This is a genomic window from Mucilaginibacter sp. RCC_168, from assembly GCF_041355315.1.
Taxonomy (GTDB): Bacteria; Bacteroidota; Bacteroidia; order Sphingobacteriales; family Sphingobacteriaceae; genus Mucilaginibacter.
The window spans coordinates 21689-42620 of the sequence record NZ_JBFUPN010000007.1; the positions used below are offsets into that span (position 1 = coordinate 21689).

Below are 20932 nucleotides of genomic sequence, written 5' to 3' on the forward strand. Positions count from 1 at the left end.
TATACGTATTTAACATATTACGCTTTTTTTGGGCCGATCTGGCTTATGGGGTAGCTATAGGCGTAGGTTTACCTGCATTGCTTTTTAAATAAAACAAGCAAGAAATCGTATACTCATCAATGTAATGATACCGCTGACGCTCGGTTGAAGCAGAGCGGCTGTTTACTGGATCAATCTCCATTGATATGATATAAAGCCCCAGAATCCCATACTGGAAAAATATGTATCCGATATTCAGCGATATGTATAACTCACCGATACCCGCCACCGGTAATTTTGTATCATAAAATAATTGATATGAAATCTAAAGTAATTTTAATAACAGGCGCATCCAGGGGGCTTGGTAAAATATGGGCCGAAGCATTTTTAAAACGTGGTGATAAAGTAATCGCAACCGCACGAAACACTGATTCATTAAAGGATCTGGTAACCATTTATGGAGACGCTGTATTGCCCGTTCAATTAAATGTAAATGACCGCGAACAATGTTTTGCCGCCGTTAAGCAAGCTAACGAACATTTTGGAGGCATCGATGTTTTGATCAATAACGCTGGTTATGGTCTGTTTGGTGCCATTGAAGAGGCGACTGAACAGGAAGCCAGGGATCAGTTCGAAACCAATGTGTTCGGGTTGTTGTGGATGACTCAGGCGATTATCCCGGTTATGCGGGATCAGGGTCATGGACATATCGTACAAGTTTCAAGTTTGGCAGGTCACACAGCTGCACCAATTATAAGTATTTACATCGCCTCTAAATGGGCGGTTGAAGGATTAAGCGAAAGCCTTGCTGCAGAGGTAAAAGGATTCGGTATCAAGGTAAGCCTTGTTGAACCCAATGCCTTTGGCACAGACTGGAGCGGAGATTCGGCTGTTAAAACTCAATCTCTTGCCGTATATAACGGCCTTAAGGAAACATTCAATGGCTATTTTACCCCGGAAATGGTTGGCTACCCCGAAGCAACAGTACCGGCTATTTTAAAATTGGTGGATAGCGATCAGCCGCCATTGCGTTTATTTTTAGGAAAAGTCGCCTTACCCAGAGTACAACAGGTTTATGCAGACCGGCTGGCAGTTTGGGAATCATGGAAAGAAGTTTCAGCAGCAGCACACGGTCATTGATCAGTTAAATTAAAAATGATACGGTATCCTATCAGCCGGATGCTGTATCTTTATTAAAATGAAGCATTTTAAAAGTTTAAGCGAACTGCATAAAGCCAGAGGGTGGCCGATGTCGGAAAGCCCCTTACTTAGCCTGATTACATGTGTAGATACATGCCCAACTACCTGCGGTATCCCTAATAATGAATATACAACCGACTTTTATACCATCGCGTTTAAGAAAGTCTTATCCGGCAGTCTTTATTACGGCCGTACCAAATACGATCACAATGGAGGTTCCATGATCTATATTAAACCAGGTCAGATTGTTGAACTTAAAAACATTAAACTGGAAGGTAGTGGGTTTACGATTATGTTTCACCGTGATTTCCTGAATGGGGAATCGTTGCATCAGACCATCAAAAAATATAGTTTTTTTGATTACGAAACCAATGAGGCCCTCCATATTTCGCCTCGCGAGGAAGAAATTATGTGGGAGCTATTCCGCAAGATCGAGACTGAATATAATAATAATCAGGATGAGTATACCAAGGAGATCATTTTAGGTCATATTGAAGCTATCCTCAAATATTCACAACGGTTTTACAAACGTCAGTTTCTGAACAGGACCGAGCTGACGGGCAAGGTAATTTCCAAATTTAATAAAGCCATCCGGCAGTATTTTGAGAATGGTGCATTACAAACCAATGGTTTGCCCACTGTTACAGCTATTGCAGCCCTGCTAAAAATGTCGCCTCATTATCTCAGCGACTTACTTAGGCAGGAAACAGGAAGATCGGCAATTGACCACATTCACAGTTACCTGATCACAGAAGCAAAAAACCTGTTAATTGGGGCCGATCTTACTGTGGCGCAGATCGCCTATCAGCTTGGATTTGAAAATCCTCCTTACTTCTCCAGGCTTTTCAGAAAAGAAACAGGCATCAGTCCTGTGGCTTATCGTAACCAGCATTAATAAAAAGTGCGGTACGGTAATAACACCAACTACGGTTAAGATATCAAGATATAAGCCACAGTAGATGCTGACAAGTGTCCATATAAAAATAAAAACGAAAACTCTCCGATTTGTATTTCTTTTTATGCTATTTTTACCCCAGTTAACACCTTAACAGGGCCATTATCCGGGCTATTTTGATACCCAACTCTGTATCAGTAATTTAATAACAATTTATTAATAAAAGCTTAAAGCAAACGGTACTTTGTGTTTAATTATGTTGATTATACTTGCAATAAACAACTATTAAAAAAGTCATGACCAATTCAATTTTGGAGATCACCGAGAACGAATACCTGATCAAACTGAACAGAAGTAACTTCAACTTATCGTTCATCAGGAGTTTATTAAAGATGGTCGAAGTGGCCAACCCGAGCGAAGAAAGCGACTATTCTTATAGCGACCGTGTAGTATCGCCTTACCAGAACCATTCTGCTACTGCCGATTATTTCAGCGCTATCGACGAGAAATAAAAAAGGGATGCTTTCGCGTCCCTTTTTTATTTTATTCCTTTTTATTTTCTTTCCCGATCAAAACTGGCGATATCCGCCCCTTACTACCTGTTGTTTATCCATCTGAGCCATTTGCCCTTTCATCATCTTGATCTGCTCGGCCAGTAATTTATTCTTATCGTCCTTGGCAGCTTCTGAAAGATACATTTGCGCCTCGCGCTTATTGCGTTTAGCCATGGAGATACCTGCCAGGCTCAATTTAGCTAAAGCCGTATTGTGCGACATTTTCATACCCAACTGAAGCGCTTTTTTAAAGTATTTTTCCGACTTCATAGGTGCCTTACGCGATTCAACCAAACCAATCAGTAAGTTATAATAGCCATGCTGGTTTTTATGCAGCTGTTTTTCGTAATCAGTGATCTTCATTAACCAGGCCTCGGCTTTTTCTGAATTTTCTTTACGCAGGTAAAACTGTGATATGATCATGTTCTCGTTAAAAAAGAAGCTCAATAGCACAATACCGCCCAAAAACAAAACTAAAATTCCCCAACCCCAAAATCCGAAGGCACAAAGCGCAACCGCCGCACCGAACAGTACACAGGCTATAATTAGCCTAACAATATTTGACATAATTTATGATACTATATATTGAGTACAAATATCCGTTAATTTGTACGCTTAATCAACATTATATCAATATTTATGGCAAATGCATTAGACCCCTCCTGGATGGAAGTTCTGAAAGACGAGTTTGGGAAAGACTATATGATAAAACTAAAGGATTTTTTACAAAATGAAAAGGCAGCAGGCCAAGCGGTTTACCCCAAAAACAGCGAAATTTTCAACGCCTTTAACACCACCCATTTTGATGATGTAAAAGTGGTGATACTGGGTCAGGACCCATATCATGGTGCGCACCAAGCCCACGGACTTTCGTTTTCGGTGCAAAAAGGCATTGCTATCCCCCGTTCGCTCAGCAATATTTATAAAGAACTGCAAACCGATATTCCCGGCTTTAAAGTACCCAACCATGGCAACCTGGAAGACTGGGCCAAACAAGGGGTATTATTATTGAACGCTACTTTAACGGTTAGGGCCGGCAGTCCGGGTTCGCATCAAAAGCAGGGCTGGGAAGAATTTACCGACGAGGTGATCAAAACTATATCCGACAAAAAAGAAGGCATTGTATTTATACTCTGGGGAGCCTTTGCGCAATCAAAAGCAGCATTGATCGACGAGAAGAAGCATTTTATCCTAAAATCGCCCCACCCCTCACCTTTCTCTGCCGACCGTGGCTTTTTCGGCAGCAAACCATTTTCAAAAACCAACGAGATATTAAGAAGAGCAGGTAAACAAGAGATCAATTGGCAGATCAGTTAGATGTGCAGATTTCAGATGTGCAGATGAAAAACAACCAGTAATATTATATAAAAAGAATATACCTAAACAAAAATGTGCAAATCAGCTTAATTGAAGCTCATTTGCACATCTGAAATCTGCATACCTGCACATCAATATTCAAGCGGCACAATAGGTTCCTTTTTGCTGGTTGACATGATCATCATGGTTTGAAAAGTTTTTACTACCGTAATACGGCTTATCTTTTCCATGATCAGTTGTTCGTATGATTTAATGTCGCGCACATAAACTTTCAGCAAAAAATCGCACTGGCCGGTTACATGGTGGCACTCCGTTACCTCTTTAATGTGCTTGATCTCATCCAAAAATGTTTGAATGGTATTTTTCTGATGAAAATCAAGCGATATCTGTATAAAGGTTTTGATACCCAGGCCCAGTTTTTCCTCATCAACCAGGGCATGATAGCTCTTGATGTACTCGGCATTTTCCAGCTTACGTACACGCTCCAGGGTTGGGGCAGGCGAAAGCCCTATTTCGTTTGAAAGTTGAAGGTTGGTTATTCTTCCGTTTTCCTGTAGTATCTTAAGTATTTGAAGATCGATTTTATCTAATTCCGCAGCCATTAGGTTACAATAATGTACGCAAATATACAGTTTTCCTCTGTTCACAAAATTATATTTCTCTTAAAAGTAATTCAGCAAAAATATATTTCCCGGTATTTTCATAATTTAGATAAGTCTAAATTTTTTATTAGATTTGTATAAATGAATACGTTAGCCGAGGAAAACTATTTAAAATCCATCTATCACTTGTCAATGGATGCCGAAAATGTGAGCACCAATCAAATTGCCGCGTCATTAAATACCAAGGCCTCGTCGGTAACGGATATGCTGAAAAAGCTGGCCGATAAGACGCTGATCAACTATACCCGGTACCAGGGCGTAAGCCTTACCCCATCGGGCGAAAAAATAGCCATTAACATTATCCGCAAACATCGGCTTTGGGAGTATTTTTTGGTAGAGAAATTGAAGTTTAAATGGGACCAGGTGCACGATATGGCCGAAGAGATGGAGCACATATCATCGGTAGAATTAATTGACCGGCTTGATGAATTTATGGATTATCCACAGCATGACCCGCATGGCGAACCTATCCCTGACTGTAATGGCAGGTTTACCGCTTCGGAGCTGACGCCCGTATCTGCATTAAGCGTAAACGACAGCGGCACCATATCCGGTGTACGCGATCACAGCTCGTCGTTTTTACAATACCTGGAAAAACAACAGCTTACCCTCGGGAAAAGAATATCCATTATAGAAATTGTGGAGTTTGACCATTCCATGATCATACAAATGGAGAATAAAAAAGAAATACACATCAGCCGCGAAGCGGCCAACAATTTACTGATAGCTTTATGACCGATAACCATAATCAATCATTAGGAGACGTACATAGTTCGGTTACAACCGAAAACAAAACGGGCTGGCGTAAAATAATGGCCTTCCTGGGACCCGCCTATCTGGTAAGCGTGGGTTATATGGACCCGGGTAACTGGGCAACCGACATTGCCGGCGGCAGCGCGTTTGGTTATAAGCTGATATGGGTGTTGTTTGCGTCCAACCTGATAGCACTACTCCTGCAATCACTCAGTGCACGCCTGGGCATCGTTCGCGGGCTCGACCTGGCGCAGGCATCCAAAAACGCCTATCCCCGCTTTGTTAACTTCTGGCTATACATACTGGCGCAAATAGCCATCATAGCCTGCGACCTGGCCGAGATCATCGGTATGGCCATCGGCTTGAAACTGCTGTTTAACCTGCCCCTGATATGGGGCGTATCGCTTACTATTACCGATACCATCCTCATGCTGTATTTAATGAATAAGGGCATGCGTAAACTGGAGGGCTTTATCATATCGATGATATTTATTGTAGGTCTATCTTTTTTAATAGAGATGTTTATTGTGAACCCCAGCGTAGTGGAAATTGCTAAAGGTTTTGCTCCAGGTAATTTAAGCGGCGAATCGTTATACATTGCTATTGGCATTATAGGGGCTACGGTGATGCCGCATAACTTGTACCTTCACTCCTCGCTGGTGCAAACCCGGCAGATCACCCGTACAGACGCGGGCATTAAATCGGCTATTAAATTCAATCTTTTCGATACCGTTATAGCGCTTAACCTGGCCTTTTTGGTGAACGCGGCTATACTGATACTGGCGGCTACCGCGTTTTATAAGAACGGCTATTTTAAAGTTGCCGAGATACAAGATGCCTATAAATTGCTGGAACATATTTTTGGCAGAGTTGCCCCCGTGCTTTTTGCCATCGCCTTGATCGCCTCCGGTCAAAGCTCAACCATTACAGGCACCCTTGCCGGGCAAATTATTATGGAAGGCCATATTAACCTGCGTATTGAGCCCTGGCTGCGCCGTTTGCTTACCCGTGTGCTGGCTATTGTGCCTGCTGTTTTTACCATTATTTATTTTGGCGAGGCTGGATTAGGCAGCCTGATCATATTAAGCCAGGTGGTATTGAGCCTGCAGTTAGGTTTTGCGGTTATCCCGCTTATCCACTTTACATCCGACAAGAAACGAATGGGCAAATTTGCCATCAGCTTTAAGGTAAAAGTACTGGCCTGGGCTTGCGCTCTTCTTATTGTTGCATTGAATGCTAAACTGGTGTACGAGCAATTATTCGACTGGATAAAAGAGTACCCATCCTCCGCTATCTGGATCTACTCCCTCGTTTTTCCCATCGTAATTGGTGTAGCTGCACTGCTGGTATATGTATTTTTCAGACCAATGCTGTACAAGCATAAAGATCAGCCGGTTTATGTTCCCCACGGCATTGCCAGCGCCATTACCGAGCTTGACGCCATTACCTATAAACATATAGCGATAACTATAGATTTTTCAAAAAATGATAACGACTGCCTGCGGCATGCTATTATGCAGGGTGGTAAACGGGCCAATTATACGCTGATACACGTAGTAGAAACTGCCGGGGCACGCTACTATGGTAAACAGGTAATGGATAGTGAAACGCAAAGCGACGTTGACAACCTGAACCAGTATGTAACCGCGATGGAAAATCTGGGCTATAAGGCGCAGGCGCAAATTGGTTATGGTAACCCGGCAAGTGCTATCGCTAAGATAGTAAATGAAGAAGGCGTTGATTTTATAGTGATGGGGTCTCATGGTCACAAAGCCCTCAAAGACCTGATTTTTGGTACAACTGTAAACTCGGTAAGACATATGGTTAATGTGCCGGTACTGGTGGTAAAGCCGAGCCGGTAACCAGAGCCCCACCCAACCCTCCCCAAAAGGGAGGGCTTTGAAAATAAAGTCTCCCCAACCGGGGGAGATTTAGAGGGGGCGGAAATTTTACGTAATTTTGCACCTCACCGAAAGGAAAAACATGACTACCCAGGATAAAATATATATAAAAAACAAGAAGGCTTATTTTGAATACCACATACTGGATAAATATGTGGCCGGCATTCAATTATTAGGCACCGAAATAAAGTCGATACGGGAAGGCAAAGCTAATATTAACGATGCTTTTTGCACCTTTATCAATAACCAGCTGTTTGTACGAAACCTGCATATATCAGAATATTCATACGGATCGTTCTATAACCACGAGGCCAAACGCGACCGTGTACTGCTACTTACCAAAAAAGAGCTCAAAAAACTCCTGACCCGCGGTGAAGAGAAAGGCCTGACCATTGTACCATTGGCCCTGTTTATCAGCGAGCGCGGTTTTGCCAAGCTGGAGATCGGCCTGGCGCAGGGTAAAAAGACATTTGACAAACGCGAAACCCTAAAAGAGCGCGACACCAAAGTTGAAATGGACCGGGCGCTGAAAAGGTAATTTGATTTCGGATTTGGGATGTTCGATTTCGGAATTATTTTATATTTGATAATATGACGAACTATCCAAAATTCCATCCGTCTCAAACGCGCGCAGTTCTCTGGAATAAGATAGAGGAACGTTATGCTGATTTTGTTAATCATGGATTTGTGCTTCAACCAATCCTATCATTAGTTCAATTTATCAGGGAAAATGGTTTTAACAAACGATTACATGCATTCACATCAATGCATAAATTGGTGATTTCAATTTATGACCCTTTGGAATGGGATAGAGAAACATTGCATATAGAATTAGATATCCCTTCTAAAAAAGTACACTTTGTATACTGTCCCAAGCCCTTTGAGCCGTCAGAAGCAGTAAGATCCTATCCTGAGGAAGATATAATACCACGATTTTCAAGATATATGAGTCATCTGAAATGGTAAATCCGAAATCGAACATTCCAAATCCGAAATCCCTCTACCAAGCCTTATCCCCCACTAATGGCACAAATCTGAAGGTATCGAGTACTATCTTTTCGTAATCATGTTCGGCAACTTTGAGTACAGTTACCATTTTTTGGGTTTCCTCGTCGCCAACAGGAATCACCAAAATGCCGCCTATTTTAAGTTGTTTCAGCAATACATCGGGTACAGTAGGTGCGCCGGCAGTTACGATGATCTTATCATAAGGTGCGTGTTTGGCTATACCAATGGAGCCATCACCGCAAAAAAAGTTAGGTTTGTAACCCATTTTTTCGGGCAGGATAAACCGGGTGCGCTCGTACAATTTTTCCTGGCGCTCAATGGTATAAACTTTGGCGCCAAGCTCCATGAGTATACAGGTTTGATAACCTGAGCCTGTGCCTATCTCCAGTACTTTATCCCCTTTGCGAATGTGCAGCAATTCGGTTTGGTAAGCTACGGTATAGGGCTGTGATATGGTTTGTCCCTCGCCTATCGGAAAAGCGATATCGCTGTAGGCTTGGTTCCAGAAAGTTTCATCAAAAAAATAGTGCCGCGGTACTTTGCTTATGGCCAGCAACACCTCTTCATCCTGGATTCCTTTTTTTCGCAGGATGTCAACCAATCGTTTCCGGGCGCCTTTTTCGCGATAATTATCAATATACTTATAAGCCATTTATACGGCAAAGTTAGCAGGAATTTTTACACGATTTAATGATTAGAAAGAATTACAGGACAAGGCACCATTAAACACTTCATTGACAAACCTTAACAATTTTTAAACAATTTTCTCGCATGATGAAGTTTAAAGAATTGTACCTTATGGATGATATTTGAGATTTATCTCTAAATTTATATGCATAATCTATACCGGCATCCTTAAATAATTTATGATACTCAAATCAAAAGAAGAAGTCAATAATATAACGCACAAAATTATCGGTTGCGCTATGCAGGTTCACAAAACTTTAGGTTGCGGATTCCAGGAGGTTATTTATCAAAGAGCCTTAGCTATTGAAATAAAGATGGCAGGACTATCTTTTGAAAGGGAAAAAGAAATGTCCATATTTTATCGGGATGAACTAATAGGCAACAGAAGAGTAGATTTCTTCGTTGAAGAATGTGTAATGTTAGAATTAAAAGCCGTTGAAACTATTGCCGACCTTCATAAAACTCAAACTATAAATTACTTAGAAGCATATAATTTAGCCGATGGCCTCCTGATAAACTTTGGAGGACTAAGCCTTGATTTTAAACGTATGTATAACAAAAGATTGGTAACCCCTCAAAGTCACCCTCTAAATAATCAACAAGTCCTGTAAATCCTTCTCAATCCCGTAATCGTGTCAATAGGGATCAACATCGGGCTGAATAATGCTCCCTTTACTCAGCTTAGTAGTTTGAAACTGGGTGATCACATCACGCAATATGGCTTTGGCCTTAACTATGGAAATGCCATCCCGCTCAAATTTGAGCATGATTGATTTGATATAATAATTACGGATACGGCTGATCAACGGCGATTCAGGACCTATTACCCGTTCTCCAAAATGCCTGCGCAACTCATTACCCAGATAATTGGCCTGGTTGTATAACACATCAGGATCCTTATGTTTAATATCCAGGTTGATGATGCGGTAGAACGGTGGATATTTGAAACTTTTGCGCTCCTCCATTTCTGTAAAATACAGATCATTATAGTCATTGGCGATCACCTGTTTGATAACCCGGTGATTTGGATCGTAAGTTTGGATCACTACCTTACCCTGATTGCCCCTTCGCCCTGCACGGCCGCTTACCTGTGCCAGCATCTGGAAACTGCGTTCATTGGCCCGGTAATCCGGAAATTTGAGCATACTGTCTGCATTGATGATCCCAATGAGGGTAACATCGGCAAAATCCAGGCCTTTAGCTACCATTTGAGTACCTACCAGTATATCTATCTTTTTCTCTTCCAGGTTGTTCAGTATGGTTTGCAGCGAATTGCGGGCACGGGTGGTATCCAGATCCATACGGGCAATGCGTGCATCGGGGAGCAGGAGGCTCAATTCATCTTCTATCTTCTCGGTACCAAAACCTTTATATTCCAAATGCGTTGAGCCGCAGGCTGGACAAACAGATGGCGAATCTTCCTTATAGCCACAGTAATGACAATGCAGCTTACCACTGCTTTTATGATAGGTCAAACTCACATCGCAATTAATACATTTGGGCGTGTATGCACATATTTTACACATGAGCACCGGCGCGTAACCACGCCGGTTTTGAAACAGGATCACCTGCTCCTTATTGATCAAGGCCTGGTTGATCCCTTCCATCAACACGCTGGTAAAATGCGATTGTATGGTTTTCTGCTTAGTTTCATGACTAATGCTCACCACCTGCACATCTGGCAGTTGTACACCTCCGTAACGTTCGGTAAGCTCGGCAAAGCCATATTTATGGGTGCGGGCATTAAAATAACTTTCGAATGATGGCGTAGCAGAACCGAGCAATACCTTTCCCTTGTGGGTATTGGCCAGAAAAATTGCCGCATCACGGGCATTGTAGCGTGGAGCAGGGTCAAACTGTTTGTAGGAGGTTTCGTGCTCTTCGTCAACCACAATAAGGCCAAGGTCATTAAAAGGCAAAAATACCGACGACCTTGCGCCCAGGATCACCTTGTAATCATTGTTGAGCACCTTCTGCCAAACCTCCACCCTTTCGTTATCATTAAACCGGGAATGATAAACACCAATGTCGGCGCCAAAATATAACCGCAGCCGTTCAATAATATGGGTAGTAAGCGCAATTTCGGGCAACAGGTAAAGTACCTGCCGTTCGTTACGCATCATTTCTTCTATCAGCCTGATGTAAATTTGCGTTTTGCCTGATGAGGTTACCCCATGCAACAAAACCACATCCTTTTCCTGGAATTGTGTACGCACACTTTGCAATACTTCGGCTTGTTGTTCGCTTAGTTCAAAATTGCTGGCCAGTTCCTCATCCTCCTCAAAATGCAGGCGGCTAACATTTTTTTCTTCGGCTATCAGGATCTCTTTTTCTATAAGCGATTTAATGCTCGATTCGCCGGCGCCGCTTTCTTCTATCAGCTCGTTTTTGGTAATGGCTTTCTGATGCCTTGCCAGTTTAATATAAGCCAGCAGCGCGTCGGCTTGTTTGGGCGCACGTTTTTCCAATATCGGGAAAAGCTCACGTAGATTATCGGGGTGATTATAAACCGGGTTCAGCGTAATAAAAGTACGCTTACGGGGTTTATAACGTTCACTTACTTCTTCGGATATATGGATGATGTTTTTCTCAAACATCAGTTTCAGAATAGGCATTACCGTTTTTTGGCCAAGCAATTTGGCAATATCGCTTACGGTAAGCTCCGGCTGGATATCCAGGGCTTCTACAATCAGAAACTCTTTATCGTGCAGGGTTGATCGGTCAATATCATACTCTTTGTTGAGCACAATACGGGTTTCGCTGGCCAGTTTAAGCGCAGCAGGTAGCGCAGCATTCATCACCTCGCCAATATTACACATATAATAGTCGGCCAGCCATTGCCAGAAGTTGAGTTGATGAGGAGTTACAACCGGTTGATCATCCAGGATCTCGATAATATATTTTGCCTCATACTTTTCAGGCGCAAGGGTGCTTATCTCTTTAACAATGGCCGTATATAGCTTGCTTTTGCCAAACTGTACCACCACCCTTTTGCCTATAGCGATGGCGTCATTTTGCTCATACGGAACCCTGTAAGTATAATTTTTGGAAATTGCCAGCGGTAAAATCACTTCGGCAAAAAGCGTTTTACGATCGGTATGTTCAATTTCAGCAAATTCCAATATCATGTAAATCCTAAACTCTAAAAACTAAATGCTAAACTCTAAATGCTAAATGCTAAACTCTAAATGCTAAATCCTAAACTCTAAACCCTAAATTGCCAGGCATTTTTACTCACAACTCACAACTCACAACTCACAACTCACAACTCACAACTCACAACTCACTATTTACTGCGAAAAGCAGCGATCGACAGCATTAGCCAGCCTAAAATAAACAGTAAGCCGCCAAGCGGTGTAATTGGGCCAAGCGCTATCAGCCAGTCCCAGCCCAGCAAACTACGGAATGATAACAGGTACAATGAACCCGAAAAGAACAAGATGCCAAAGCTAAAAAAGTAATAGGCCAGGGTTATCTGGCTATTTTTAAACCTGGCAAAAGTCGACAGGAAAAGCAAAGCGAATACATGGTAAAAGTTGTATTGTACAGCGGTATGCCATACTTCCAGGTCGACAGCTGATAAGCGCCCTTTTAACCCATGCGCTCCAAAGGCTCCTGTAACAACGGCCAGCATGCCAAAAACCGAAGCTGTAATAATTATTTGTTTGTTCATGCAGATATAAAAAGCTAAGTTAACCAATTGAAAGTATTACTTTAATGCCGCAGGGTAAAATTCTATCTTTGTAAAGCAATCCGCTATGAAACGTCTGATAGTTATCACCTTAATTTTACTTGCCGCTGCTATAGCTATAACAGTTGTTTACTTTAAAAACTTAAGTCCGCCAGGCGTGCGTACCGGCCAGGTAATGCATACCATACCGGATAATGCTACCGCCGTATTTGAATTTAACAGCGAAAAAGGGTTTTATGACATTTTTAAGGGCAACCAACTACTCAGCGCCGTTATGGGTAAAGATAAACTGGCCGATCTGGATACCCTGCGTAAGTTATTGATCTCTTCACCACAATTGGAGCGCTTTTTCGACGGGCAAAATGTATTTATCTCGGTACATCCATCCAGCGGTAACGATATCAACCTGCTCATCACCATACCCACCACTAATGATTTTAAAACAGATGCCTTTACTGCCTTAAATACACAACCCAATAGTGGCTTATCCGTTAGCCCGGTACATAATACAATTGGAACAACTTATGATGTATTGGTTAAGGCCATCAATAAACACTTTTATATCACCCAAAAAGAGAATAATATTTTTGCCGGCAGCTTTTCAAAAGAGCTGATAGATCAAAGCATTTTATATAGGGACGATAAAAGCAAAAACGTTTTTATTCCACTGCCCGAACAGCAAAACGCCAACTCCCTGGCTAACCTTTATATTAACTACAGTCAGCTTACCCCTCTGTTCGACCAGATATTTAAAAACAAGAACACCGACATTTTTAAGAGCTTTAAGCTATTGCCTGCTTTAGCGGCCCTGACTTTAAACTTCAAAAACGATGCCTTGATGTTTAGCGGTTTTACCACCATACAACACAATCACACAGCCAGTTATTTAAATTTATTTGCCGATCAGCAGCCGGTGGTGAATCACCTAAAGGAGATTTTCCCGTCCACTGCAGCTTATACCATTAACTTCGCTATATCAGATCCTGCCAAATTTTCTGCCGGGCTTTCACAATGGCATATTCAAGCAGGTATAGGTAAAGAGAAGGACCAGCTCTTCAATAAAATAAAGGCAGAAACCGGTGTTCTTTTAAAACCAGAGTTCGAGCACTTACTGAGTAACGAATTTGCTGTGGTTACTACCCGTTACCAGGAAAAATACGCCATTGTTTCTGTTAAGGACGGTTCAAAACTGAGACCCATCCTAATGAACATCAGCACCATGACCAATGATAATATCGGGCAGTTCAATTATGATAAAGTTCCGTTTTATTTATTAGGCGATGCATTCAGCATTTTCAGGAAGCCTTACTTTATGATCATTGATAATTACCTGGTGTTGGCAGCTACTTCCTCCGAACTTACCAGCTATTCAGACACCTACTATAACCGCAAGTTTATTAGTAAAACCGATCAGTACAACCAGTTTGACAATCTGCTGGCCGAAAGAAGCAATGTTGCTTTTTTTATCAATTTCAAAAACTCACAATCTATATTCAAACGCGATCTGAAAGATGCTTTTTATGATGCTTTTGAAAACTCCAGCCCCGGCTGGAAAAGCTTTTATGCCGCAGCCTATCAGTTTAGCGCTTCGGATAAAAACTTCTATACCAACCTCTGTATGCGCCTGAATAATACAGACACCACCACTACTCAAATTAAATAAAAAAACACACAACCATACGTTAACAATTCCCGTTAAAAGGGCCTATCGAACCTGCAATATTTCCCTATAGTTTATGGAAATATTTCCTTGTGGCTTAAAATAAACCATTACTAAACAGAAAGTCGGCAAATTATCGTATGAATAAAAATAAACTATTAATTGTTTTTGGTATACTATTTTTCTCTTTATCAGCTTCTGCACAGCAATTTTCGCAATACAATACCGGCACTCTGTATGATTCTTTTGAGAATCCTTCACAACGATCATTCATCCCCGACTCCAGCCGGCAATATGCTTTTAACTTTTTTATCCCCGGTTTTAATGTAAATACATACTTAACCGGTAACGCGCAGCGTACTTTTAAAAACAAGATATTTGGCAGCAATTCACAATACTATACCGATAATTTACAAATTGGCCGGGGCAAATACAACCATTTTAATGCCAATATAAATGCCTACGCCATTATGTTTAAGCTATTCACAAGTTTTAAGGGCGATGTAGAGATCGGCTTTTCGGCACAAATAAAAGCAGAGGCGCGGGGGCTTTTTTCAGATGAATCATTCGCCCTGTTAAACGGCACCCGGAACTTCCCGAACGATAATTACAGTAATATATTTAATGATAATTACCGGTACCAGGCCTATCACCAAATAGGTTTTTCGTACCGCGAGCGCATTAATAAAAAGATAGCGCTTGGTTTTAAAATAAGCGCCCTGCTGGGCATCCAATACCAGGAATTTAACATTAACCACTCACAAATTACTTTTGACCGTACTAATCCGAACAATCCAAGCGCCGTATTGGCTTTAAGCGGCCGCTATTACGCCAACTACATTCCCGGGCAACGGGATTCCCGTGATTACCTGCCAAACCTCCGCAACCCCGGGGCTGCTATTAGTTTAGGTGCATCATATATTACTGATGACCGAATAACCATACAAGGCAACATTAAAGATCTGGGTTTTATTCACTGGAGCAACAGATCAACAACGTATGATTTTAATAACAGTGGTGTGATCAATAATTTGGGATCCCAGCACTTTGCAGATACACTTTATGACCGGGTGCATAAAATTTTGCAGGATGATAATCACAAAACAGTTAAACCGCTCACCACTGCCATAAACGGCCTTGCAGAACTAAGCGCAACTAAAAGTTACTGGATAGGTTATGGTAATACCTGGAAATACTCACCTACGCTTATAGCCTCCAAAGCGTTATTCTATCCTGATTTTAAAGGAGCGCTGGTTAACCATTTTAATTACAGAGGTATTTTTACGGCTACGCTTACCACGAGCTATGACGATATGCATTTTTTCAATATCGGCACGCAGCTCATGATCAAATCGCCCAATACCGAATTTTATATAGGTACCGAAAGGTTGACTAATACCGGCAGATTGGCATTAGCGGCCGTACATAACAATTCACAAATAAACCAGGTGGGTAATTACTCAGGAGGTGATTTTTATTTAGGATTCACCCTGAAATTTGGGCGCGTAATTGAACATCCCATGAATGCCAGCATCATCCCAATGGGCGAAAAAGGCTTTTTTGGGCGCCTGTTTGGCCGCTTGTTTAAAACCAGTACCAATAAAGGAGTTTAAATATTAGGTAGCTATTCTATTTATAAAGCTTTCTTTCCGGCTATAAAATCTTTGAGATAATAAGGCTCAAAATAAGCCACATCTTCAAATTCTTTTTTGTCGAATTTTTCGACAGCCTTTTGAGTAAGAAAAGTTGCCGAGTTAACAAAGCCCGGTAAAAATTGCGCGTTCGGATTAACGCCTAATGTGGCCTCGCATTTATCAGCACCATCGCCAAAAAACAGGATCTTGCTCTGTTTGAGTTCTTCGGCAAAACTATGCTCGTCTATAATATCTGCCGAGGTTGGTCGTACTTTTTGACCATGAGCATTAAACAAGGAACAATAAACCTCCATGCGCCGGGCATCAATCATGGGGCATAAAAGTATATTCGGATCAATTGTAAAATCATTGCCGTAAATAACCCCATAGGCCATAGCCTCCAATGTTTCAATGGCGATAAGCGGCTTATCCAGGGCAAAACACAACCCTTTAGCTGTTGAAACCCCGATCCGCAGACCGGTATATGACCCCGGACCGCTACTCACGGCAATAGCATCAAGATCAGTATAAGTTAAATTTGCCGTGGCCACCAGTTCATCAATAAACAAAGTGATCACCTCTGCATGTATGTTACGTTCGTTAATCTGTTTAAATGCCACAACTTTACCATCAATAGCCAGGGCTACTGAACAGGAAGTGGTTGCGGTTTCAATTTGTAAAATAACACTCATCGTTTTAGTTCATTAGTTTACCGGTTCATTTGTTCATTGGTGTTAATTGCATTCTTTAGTAGAAGTAGATCAAAATACTAATGAACAAATGAACCAGTGAACAAATTCCACTCAAGGTACCGGATCGTGGCCGTGCCCTCCCCATGGGTGGCAGCTGGCAATGCGTTTTATGGTTAACCACCCGCCTTTAAAGGCTCCATGTTTTTTGATGGCTTCCACACCATATTGCGAACAGGTTGGCGTATACCTGCAGGAGGCGCCTGTGAGCGGAGAAATAAAATATTGATATATTTTGATCAGCAATATAAAAATGCCGCCTACAGTTGCCTTCAATATATTGATCACCGCGTTCATATCACTTCACCGGGATATTATTTGCAGCTGTTAGTTGCTCGGCAAGCTGGCTAAGCATCTTCAGCATTTTTTTTTCAATAACGCTATAAGGAACAATTTCTTTCCCGATATACCCTACCGACAATACAATAGTTTTATTGGCTGCCGTGAGTAAATTATAAAGGCATTGCTGCTTGTGCAGCCGGTACGACTCGCGCATGCACCTTTTTATTAAATTACGGTCGACAGCATGCTTATAACGCTTTTTGGAAACCGAAAATAAAACCTGGGCCGGGAATTGCTGTGGTTCGGAATTAATTAGCCACGAAGCTTTGAAGGGATAACACAAAAAAGAAGAACCGTTATGAAAAAGCTTATCTATAAGCCTTTTGTTACATAATCGTTCTTCTTTTTTAAAAGTATACATAGTTGCCATAATTGAACCGGAGTTTGAGCATATAAACGGTCCATGTCCCCTTATGAAAGGACCAAGCAACCAGGTTTATGCTTTATGACGACCTTCGTCAGAAACTGTTAATCTTTTTCTGCCTTTTGCTCTTCTGGCTGCTAATATTCTTCTACCGTTAGCAGTTGACATGCGCTCACGGAAACCGTGTTTGTTTCTTCTTTTTCTTTGAGAAGGCTGGAAAGTTCTTTTCATGACTATATATTTTTATTCTGTTCGATCTTTTTAAAAACAAGAGCGCAAATGTAGTAATTTTTCAAAACATTTCAAATACTATTTTTCTTATTTGTTGCTCTATGTTTCTTACTGTAAATTAAGCACTTTAAAACTGTAATATGAAATCATTACTAATCCTGCTCCTAATAGGTTTACCATCAATTGTTTTAGGGCAGGATATATCGCCATCTCATTACAAAATATACAGCACGACTGAGCAAAAACTGGTCACAATTAAGAATATTATTGACCAAAGCAACAAAATTGATGTACTGTTTTTTGGCGAAGAGCATAATGATTCAACCGCCCATTTTCTGGAATTTACCTTATTTAAAGGTTTAGTAGAAAAATATCCTAATCAGGCAGCGCTTTCCATGGAGATGTTTCAAACCGATTGCCAGTTGGTGTTAAACGAATATCTCAATGGCCTTATCCGTGAAAAAAACCTGTTAACCGATGCCCGCGCCTGGCCAAATTATAAAGATTACCGGCCGATGGTTGAACTGGCCAGGCTTAATCATTTACCGGTTATGGCCGCTAATGCGCCTTCGCGTTATACCAACATGGTTACAAGAAATGGTCTTGCCAGCCTGCAGCAACTGAGCGCTCAGGCCAAAAGCTACCTGGCTCCCCTCCCTATTGATACCGCTACCGGGGCTTACTATGATAAGTTTGTTAAGATCATGGGTGGGCACGAAGCGATGGCCGGTATGCAGATCTACCAATCACAAAACCTGTGGGATGCAACCATGGCCTGGTCAATAGCACAGTTTCTTAAAATCCATAGCGGTTTTAAGGTATTACAACTTAATGGAGGTTTTCACAGCGAAGAAAAGCTTGGAGCCGTGGCTCAACTCAAAAAGTATGCGCCGAAAGCAAGGGTGTTAACCATAGCCTCCTATAGCGGAGACAATTTTGACAACCCGGATTGGGCAAAATTTAAAACCCTGGCAGATTATATTATTTTAACTGATACAAAATTACCAAAAGATCAATGACCAGTTACCAGTGACGCGGAGCGGGGTTCGTGTTCAAGACATTCCAGTTCCCGAAACTCAAAACCCGCTCCACGCACCAGATTATGCTTTTTTAGCTAATAAGTCGCGAATCTCAGTAAGCAATGTTTCTTCTTTTGTTGGTGCAGGATCAGCAACAGGAGCTGCTTCTTCTGGTTTCTTCAGTGAATTGATAGCTTTTACTACCATAAAAATACAAAAAGCAACAATCAGGAACTCAATCACAGTATTGATGAAATTACCGTAGTTGATAGCAACCTCTGCTACTTTATTTGCAGGGTCAGCTGGTTTTAAAAGCACTTTTAAGTTTTTAAAATCAATACCACCGGTTATGTAGCCAATTGGCGGCATAATTACATCATTTACCAATGAGGTAACTATTTTGCCAAAAGCAGCACCGATGATAACGCCCACTGCCAGGTCAACAACGTTGCCACGCATAGCGAACTCCTTAAACTCTTTGATTATTGCCATAATAATGATAGATTTTAGTTAATAATTAGTTCAGGTAACGGAATAAATAGGTTTTAGTTTTAACTAAAGTAACGAATAAATTTTAATGCTTTTCAAACAAATTATATTTTTTAATATTTAATACCAGCGTCCATTGGGCATAAGATATTTTAAAGTTAACGGTAATTGATGTATTTTTGGGCTCATCTTAATTATGCTTAAACAGAATCTTCAACAAAAACTCTTACAAAAACTCTCCCCGCAGCAAATACAATTTATAAAATTGCTGCAGGTTCCTACAGTTTCATTAGATACCCGGATAAAAGAGGAACTGGAAGAGAATCCCGCGCTTGAAGATCTGAGCTTAACCAATTTAAACGAACCAGAGGAGCAATATCCAGATCGCGACCCGGACGAAGAATCCTATAACAACGATGAGGAGAAGGGCGAAATGGATGAGTTTAATATTGATGATTACCTGCAGGATGACAGTGTGAACGATTATGGATCGCGATACGATCAAAATGGCGATGATGAAGATGAGCGCAAAGAGATCCCGATAGCGGTACAAAATTCATTTTTTGAAAGCTTGCAATTACAGCTCGATCTTTTGCCGTTAAGTGATAAGGATTTTAAGATCGGGCAACAAATTATTGGCAGTTTGGATGACGACGGCTATCTGCGCCGCCCCATCATGTCGCTTACCGATGACCTGGCATTTTCGCAAAACGTAATGGCCGAGGATGAAGAGGTAGAGGATATGCTAAAGGTGATACAAGGGTTTGACCCTGCCGGCGTGGGTGCACGAAGTCTGCAGGAATGCCTGTTGATACAATTGCGTAAAAAAGACCCTAATGATCCGATCATCGCGAAAGCTATTATTGTTGTTGAACAATACCTTGACGAATTTACCCGTAAACATTACGATAAGCTGGAGAAATCGTTGAACATGAACTCCGACGAATTGCGCGGCGTAGTGAACGAAATACTAAAGCTTAATCCCAAACCAGGCGATTCCAACGAAATCAACACCAAGCAGATGCAGGTGATCCCCGATTTTCATATTACCAACAACGATGGCGTACTTATACTCACACTCAACTCCAAAAACGCGCCCGAACTTAGGGTAAGCCGCTCTTACCAGGAGATGTTTCAGCATTATGATAAGGCAGCCCAGAAAGATAAAAAACTCAAAGAAGCGGTACAGTTTGTAAAGCAAAAGCTGGATTCGGCCAAATGGTTCATTGACGCTATTAAACAGCGCCAGCAAACTTTACTCAAAACCATGAATGCCATTATGCAGTACCAATATGAGTTTTTTTTAACGGGCGACGATAAAAATCTTAAACCTATGATCCTGAAGGATATTGCCGACAGGATAAACATGGATATCTCGACAGTATCCCGCGTGGCCAACTCAAAATATGTACAAACTGAATTTGGTACCTTCCTGCTCAAATCATTCTTCTCCGAAGCTATCCAAACCGAGAGCGGTGAAGAAGTATCCAACAAGGAAGTAAAAAAGATACTGGAAGAGCATATTGGAAAGGAAGACAAACGCCATCCTTTAGCTGATGAAAAACTAACCGATATCCTGAAAGATGCCGGCTACAATATTGCCCGCCGAACCGTTGCCAAATACCGCGAACAAATGAACATCCCGGTTGCCAGATTGAGAAGAGAACTATAACCCCCGCTTTTGATGTGCAGATATGCGGATTTCAGATGTGCAAATGAAATAACGAAAAACCCGATTTTATTAAACCGACATTTTTTATTAGCATCTGCATATTTGCACATTTAAAACCTGCACAT

The 20932-nt window shown here is 41.4% G+C and carries 24 protein-coding genes; 13 read left to right on the top strand and 11 right to left on the bottom strand.

What is annotated here, in order from left to right:
• Positions 1 to 43: 43 nt before the first annotated feature.
• Positions 44 to 181 carry a hypothetical protein gene (locus AB6735_RS07665; protein ID WP_370995323.1) on the bottom strand — a complete coding sequence of 46 codons (138 nt, stop codon included), beginning with the start codon at positions 179 to 181 and terminating at the stop codon, positions 44 to 46.
• 116 nt (positions 182 to 297) lie between these two features.
• Between AB6735_RS07665 and AB6735_RS07670 the strand changes: the two genes are divergently transcribed.
• The 3 genes from AB6735_RS07670 (at position 298) to AB6735_RS07680 (ending at position 2586) form a co-directional block, all read left to right on the top strand.
• A complete protein-coding gene (locus AB6735_RS07670; protein WP_370995325.1) occupies positions 298 to 1119 on the top strand; it encodes an SDR family NAD(P)-dependent oxidoreductase in 822 nt (273 codons plus the stop codon).
• 58 nt (positions 1120 to 1177) lie between these two features.
• Complete coding sequence (locus tag AB6735_RS07675; RefSeq protein ID WP_370995326.1) at positions 1178 to 2074, top strand: helix-turn-helix domain-containing protein; 897 nt, start codon at positions 1178 to 1180, stop codon at positions 2072 to 2074.
• 296 nt (positions 2075 to 2370) lie between these two features.
• Complete coding sequence (locus AB6735_RS07680) at positions 2371 to 2586, top strand: hypothetical protein (RefSeq protein WP_090465504.1); 216 nt, start codon at positions 2371 to 2373, stop codon at positions 2584 to 2586.
• Positions 2587 to 2643: 57 nt separating this feature from the next.
• Here AB6735_RS07680 and AB6735_RS07685 read toward each other — a convergent pair whose 3' ends face one another.
• A complete protein-coding gene (locus AB6735_RS07685; protein ID WP_370995327.1) occupies positions 2644 to 3195 on the bottom strand; it encodes a DUF2892 domain-containing protein in 552 nt (183 codons plus the stop codon).
• 72 nt (positions 3196 to 3267) lie between these two features.
• On the opposite strand from AB6735_RS07685, the gene ung reads away from it, so the two are divergent.
• Positions 3268 to 3945, top strand: coding sequence for a uracil-DNA glycosylase (ung, locus tag AB6735_RS07690; protein WP_370995328.1), 678 nt, complete (start codon positions 3268 to 3270; stop codon positions 3943 to 3945).
• Positions 3946 to 4076: 131 nt separating this feature from the next.
• On the opposite strand, the gene AB6735_RS07695 is transcribed toward ung, so the two are convergent.
• Positions 4077 to 4547, bottom strand: a complete 471-nt coding sequence (locus AB6735_RS07695; protein WP_090465496.1) for an Lrp/AsnC family transcriptional regulator — start codon at positions 4545 to 4547, stop codon at positions 4077 to 4079.
• A gap of 141 nt (positions 4548 to 4688) precedes the next feature.
• Here AB6735_RS07695 and AB6735_RS07700 point away from each other — a divergent pair, with 141 nt between their 5' ends.
• The 4 genes from AB6735_RS07700 (at position 4689) to AB6735_RS07715 (ending at position 8227) form a co-directional block, all read left to right on the top strand.
• Positions 4689 to 5342 (top strand): metal-dependent transcriptional regulator, encoded by a 654-nt coding sequence (locus tag AB6735_RS07700; RefSeq protein ID WP_370995329.1) that lies wholly within the window; start codon positions 4689 to 4691, stop codon positions 5340 to 5342.
• Positions 5339 to 7222 (top strand): Nramp family divalent metal transporter, encoded by a 1884-nt coding sequence (locus AB6735_RS07705; protein WP_370995331.1) that lies wholly within the window; start codon positions 5339 to 5341, stop codon positions 7220 to 7222. Before AB6735_RS07700 ends, AB6735_RS07705 begins: the two co-directional genes overlap by 4 nt.
• Positions 7223 to 7343: 121 nt before the next feature.
• Positions 7344 to 7799: an SsrA-binding protein SmpB gene (smpB, locus tag AB6735_RS07710; protein ID WP_370995332.1), complete on the top strand. Its 456-nt coding sequence runs from the start codon at positions 7344 to 7346 to the stop codon at positions 7797 to 7799.
• 53 nt (positions 7800 to 7852) lie between these two features.
• Positions 7853 to 8227, top strand: a complete 375-nt coding sequence (locus tag AB6735_RS07715; RefSeq protein ID WP_370995334.1) for a hypothetical protein — start codon at positions 7853 to 7855, stop codon at positions 8225 to 8227.
• Between the two features lie 34 nt (positions 8228 to 8261).
• Here the strand turns inward: AB6735_RS07715 and AB6735_RS07720 are convergent, their stop codons facing one another.
• A complete protein-coding gene (locus tag AB6735_RS07720) occupies positions 8262 to 8921 on the bottom strand; it encodes a protein-L-isoaspartate(D-aspartate) O-methyltransferase (protein ID WP_370995335.1) in 660 nt (219 codons plus the stop codon).
• Between the two features lie 214 nt (positions 8922 to 9135).
• Between AB6735_RS07720 and AB6735_RS07725 the strand changes: the two genes are divergently transcribed.
• Entirely contained in the window at positions 9136 to 9567 is a 432-nt protein-coding gene (locus AB6735_RS07725; protein ID WP_370995336.1) for a GxxExxY protein, read from the top strand.
• Between the two features lie 24 nt (positions 9568 to 9591).
• Here the strand turns inward: AB6735_RS07725 and priA are convergent, their stop codons facing one another.
• Both priA and AB6735_RS07735 read right to left on the bottom strand, forming a co-directional pair.
• Positions 9592 to 12084, bottom strand: a complete 2493-nt coding sequence (gene priA / locus AB6735_RS07730) for a primosomal protein N' (protein ID WP_370995338.1) — start codon at positions 12082 to 12084, stop codon at positions 9592 to 9594.
• A 158-nt stretch (positions 12085 to 12242) separates the two neighbouring features.
• Entirely contained in the window at positions 12243 to 12629 is a 387-nt protein-coding gene (locus AB6735_RS07735; RefSeq protein WP_370995339.1) for a DUF423 domain-containing protein, read from the bottom strand.
• Between the two features lie 85 nt (positions 12630 to 12714).
• Between AB6735_RS07735 and AB6735_RS07740 the strand changes: the two genes are divergently transcribed.
• Entirely contained in the window at positions 12715 to 14310 is a 1596-nt protein-coding gene (locus AB6735_RS07740; protein WP_370995340.1) for a hypothetical protein, read from the top strand.
• A 137-nt stretch (positions 14311 to 14447) separates the two neighbouring features.
• Positions 14448 to 15920, top strand: coding sequence for a DUF5723 family protein (locus tag AB6735_RS07745; RefSeq protein WP_370995342.1), 1473 nt, complete (start codon positions 14448 to 14450; stop codon positions 15918 to 15920).
• Between the two features lie 20 nt (positions 15921 to 15940).
• Here AB6735_RS07745 and tsaB read toward each other — a convergent pair whose 3' ends face one another.
• The 4 genes from tsaB to rpmH form a co-directional block, all read right to left on the bottom strand.
• Complete coding sequence (gene tsaB, locus AB6735_RS07750; RefSeq protein ID WP_370995344.1) at positions 15941 to 16633, bottom strand: tRNA (adenosine(37)-N6)-threonylcarbamoyltransferase complex dimerization subunit type 1 TsaB; 693 nt, start codon at positions 16631 to 16633, stop codon at positions 15941 to 15943.
• Positions 16634 to 16744: 111 nt separating this feature from the next.
• Positions 16745 to 16987, bottom strand: coding sequence for a membrane protein insertion efficiency factor YidD (gene yidD, locus AB6735_RS07755; protein WP_370995346.1), 243 nt, complete (start codon positions 16985 to 16987; stop codon positions 16745 to 16747).
• Between the two features lies 1 nt (position 16988).
• Positions 16989 to 17402 carry a ribonuclease P protein component gene (gene rnpA / locus AB6735_RS07760; protein WP_370995347.1) on the bottom strand — a complete coding sequence of 138 codons (414 nt, stop codon included), beginning with the start codon at positions 17400 to 17402 and terminating at the stop codon, positions 16989 to 16991.
• A 66-nt stretch (positions 17403 to 17468) separates the two neighbouring features.
• Positions 17469 to 17627, bottom strand: coding sequence for a 50S ribosomal protein L34 (rpmH, locus tag AB6735_RS07765; protein ID WP_110583460.1), 159 nt, complete (start codon positions 17625 to 17627; stop codon positions 17469 to 17471).
• 140 nt (positions 17628 to 17767) lie between these two features.
• Between rpmH and AB6735_RS07770 the strand changes: the two genes are divergently transcribed.
• Positions 17768 to 18646, top strand: coding sequence for a ChaN family lipoprotein (locus tag AB6735_RS07770; RefSeq protein ID WP_370995349.1), 879 nt, complete (start codon positions 17768 to 17770; stop codon positions 18644 to 18646).
• Between the two features lie 81 nt (positions 18647 to 18727).
• Here AB6735_RS07770 and mscL read toward each other — a convergent pair whose 3' ends face one another.
• Positions 18728 to 19138: a large-conductance mechanosensitive channel protein MscL gene (gene mscL, locus AB6735_RS07775; protein WP_370995351.1), complete on the bottom strand. Its 411-nt coding sequence runs from the start codon at positions 19136 to 19138 to the stop codon at positions 18728 to 18730.
• A 193-nt stretch (positions 19139 to 19331) separates the two neighbouring features.
• On the opposite strand from mscL, the gene rpoN reads away from it, so the two are divergent.
• A complete protein-coding gene (gene rpoN / locus AB6735_RS07780; RefSeq protein WP_370995353.1) occupies positions 19332 to 20807 on the top strand; it encodes an RNA polymerase factor sigma-54 in 1476 nt (491 codons plus the stop codon).
• The last annotated feature ends 125 nt before the right edge of the window (positions 20808 to 20932 follow it).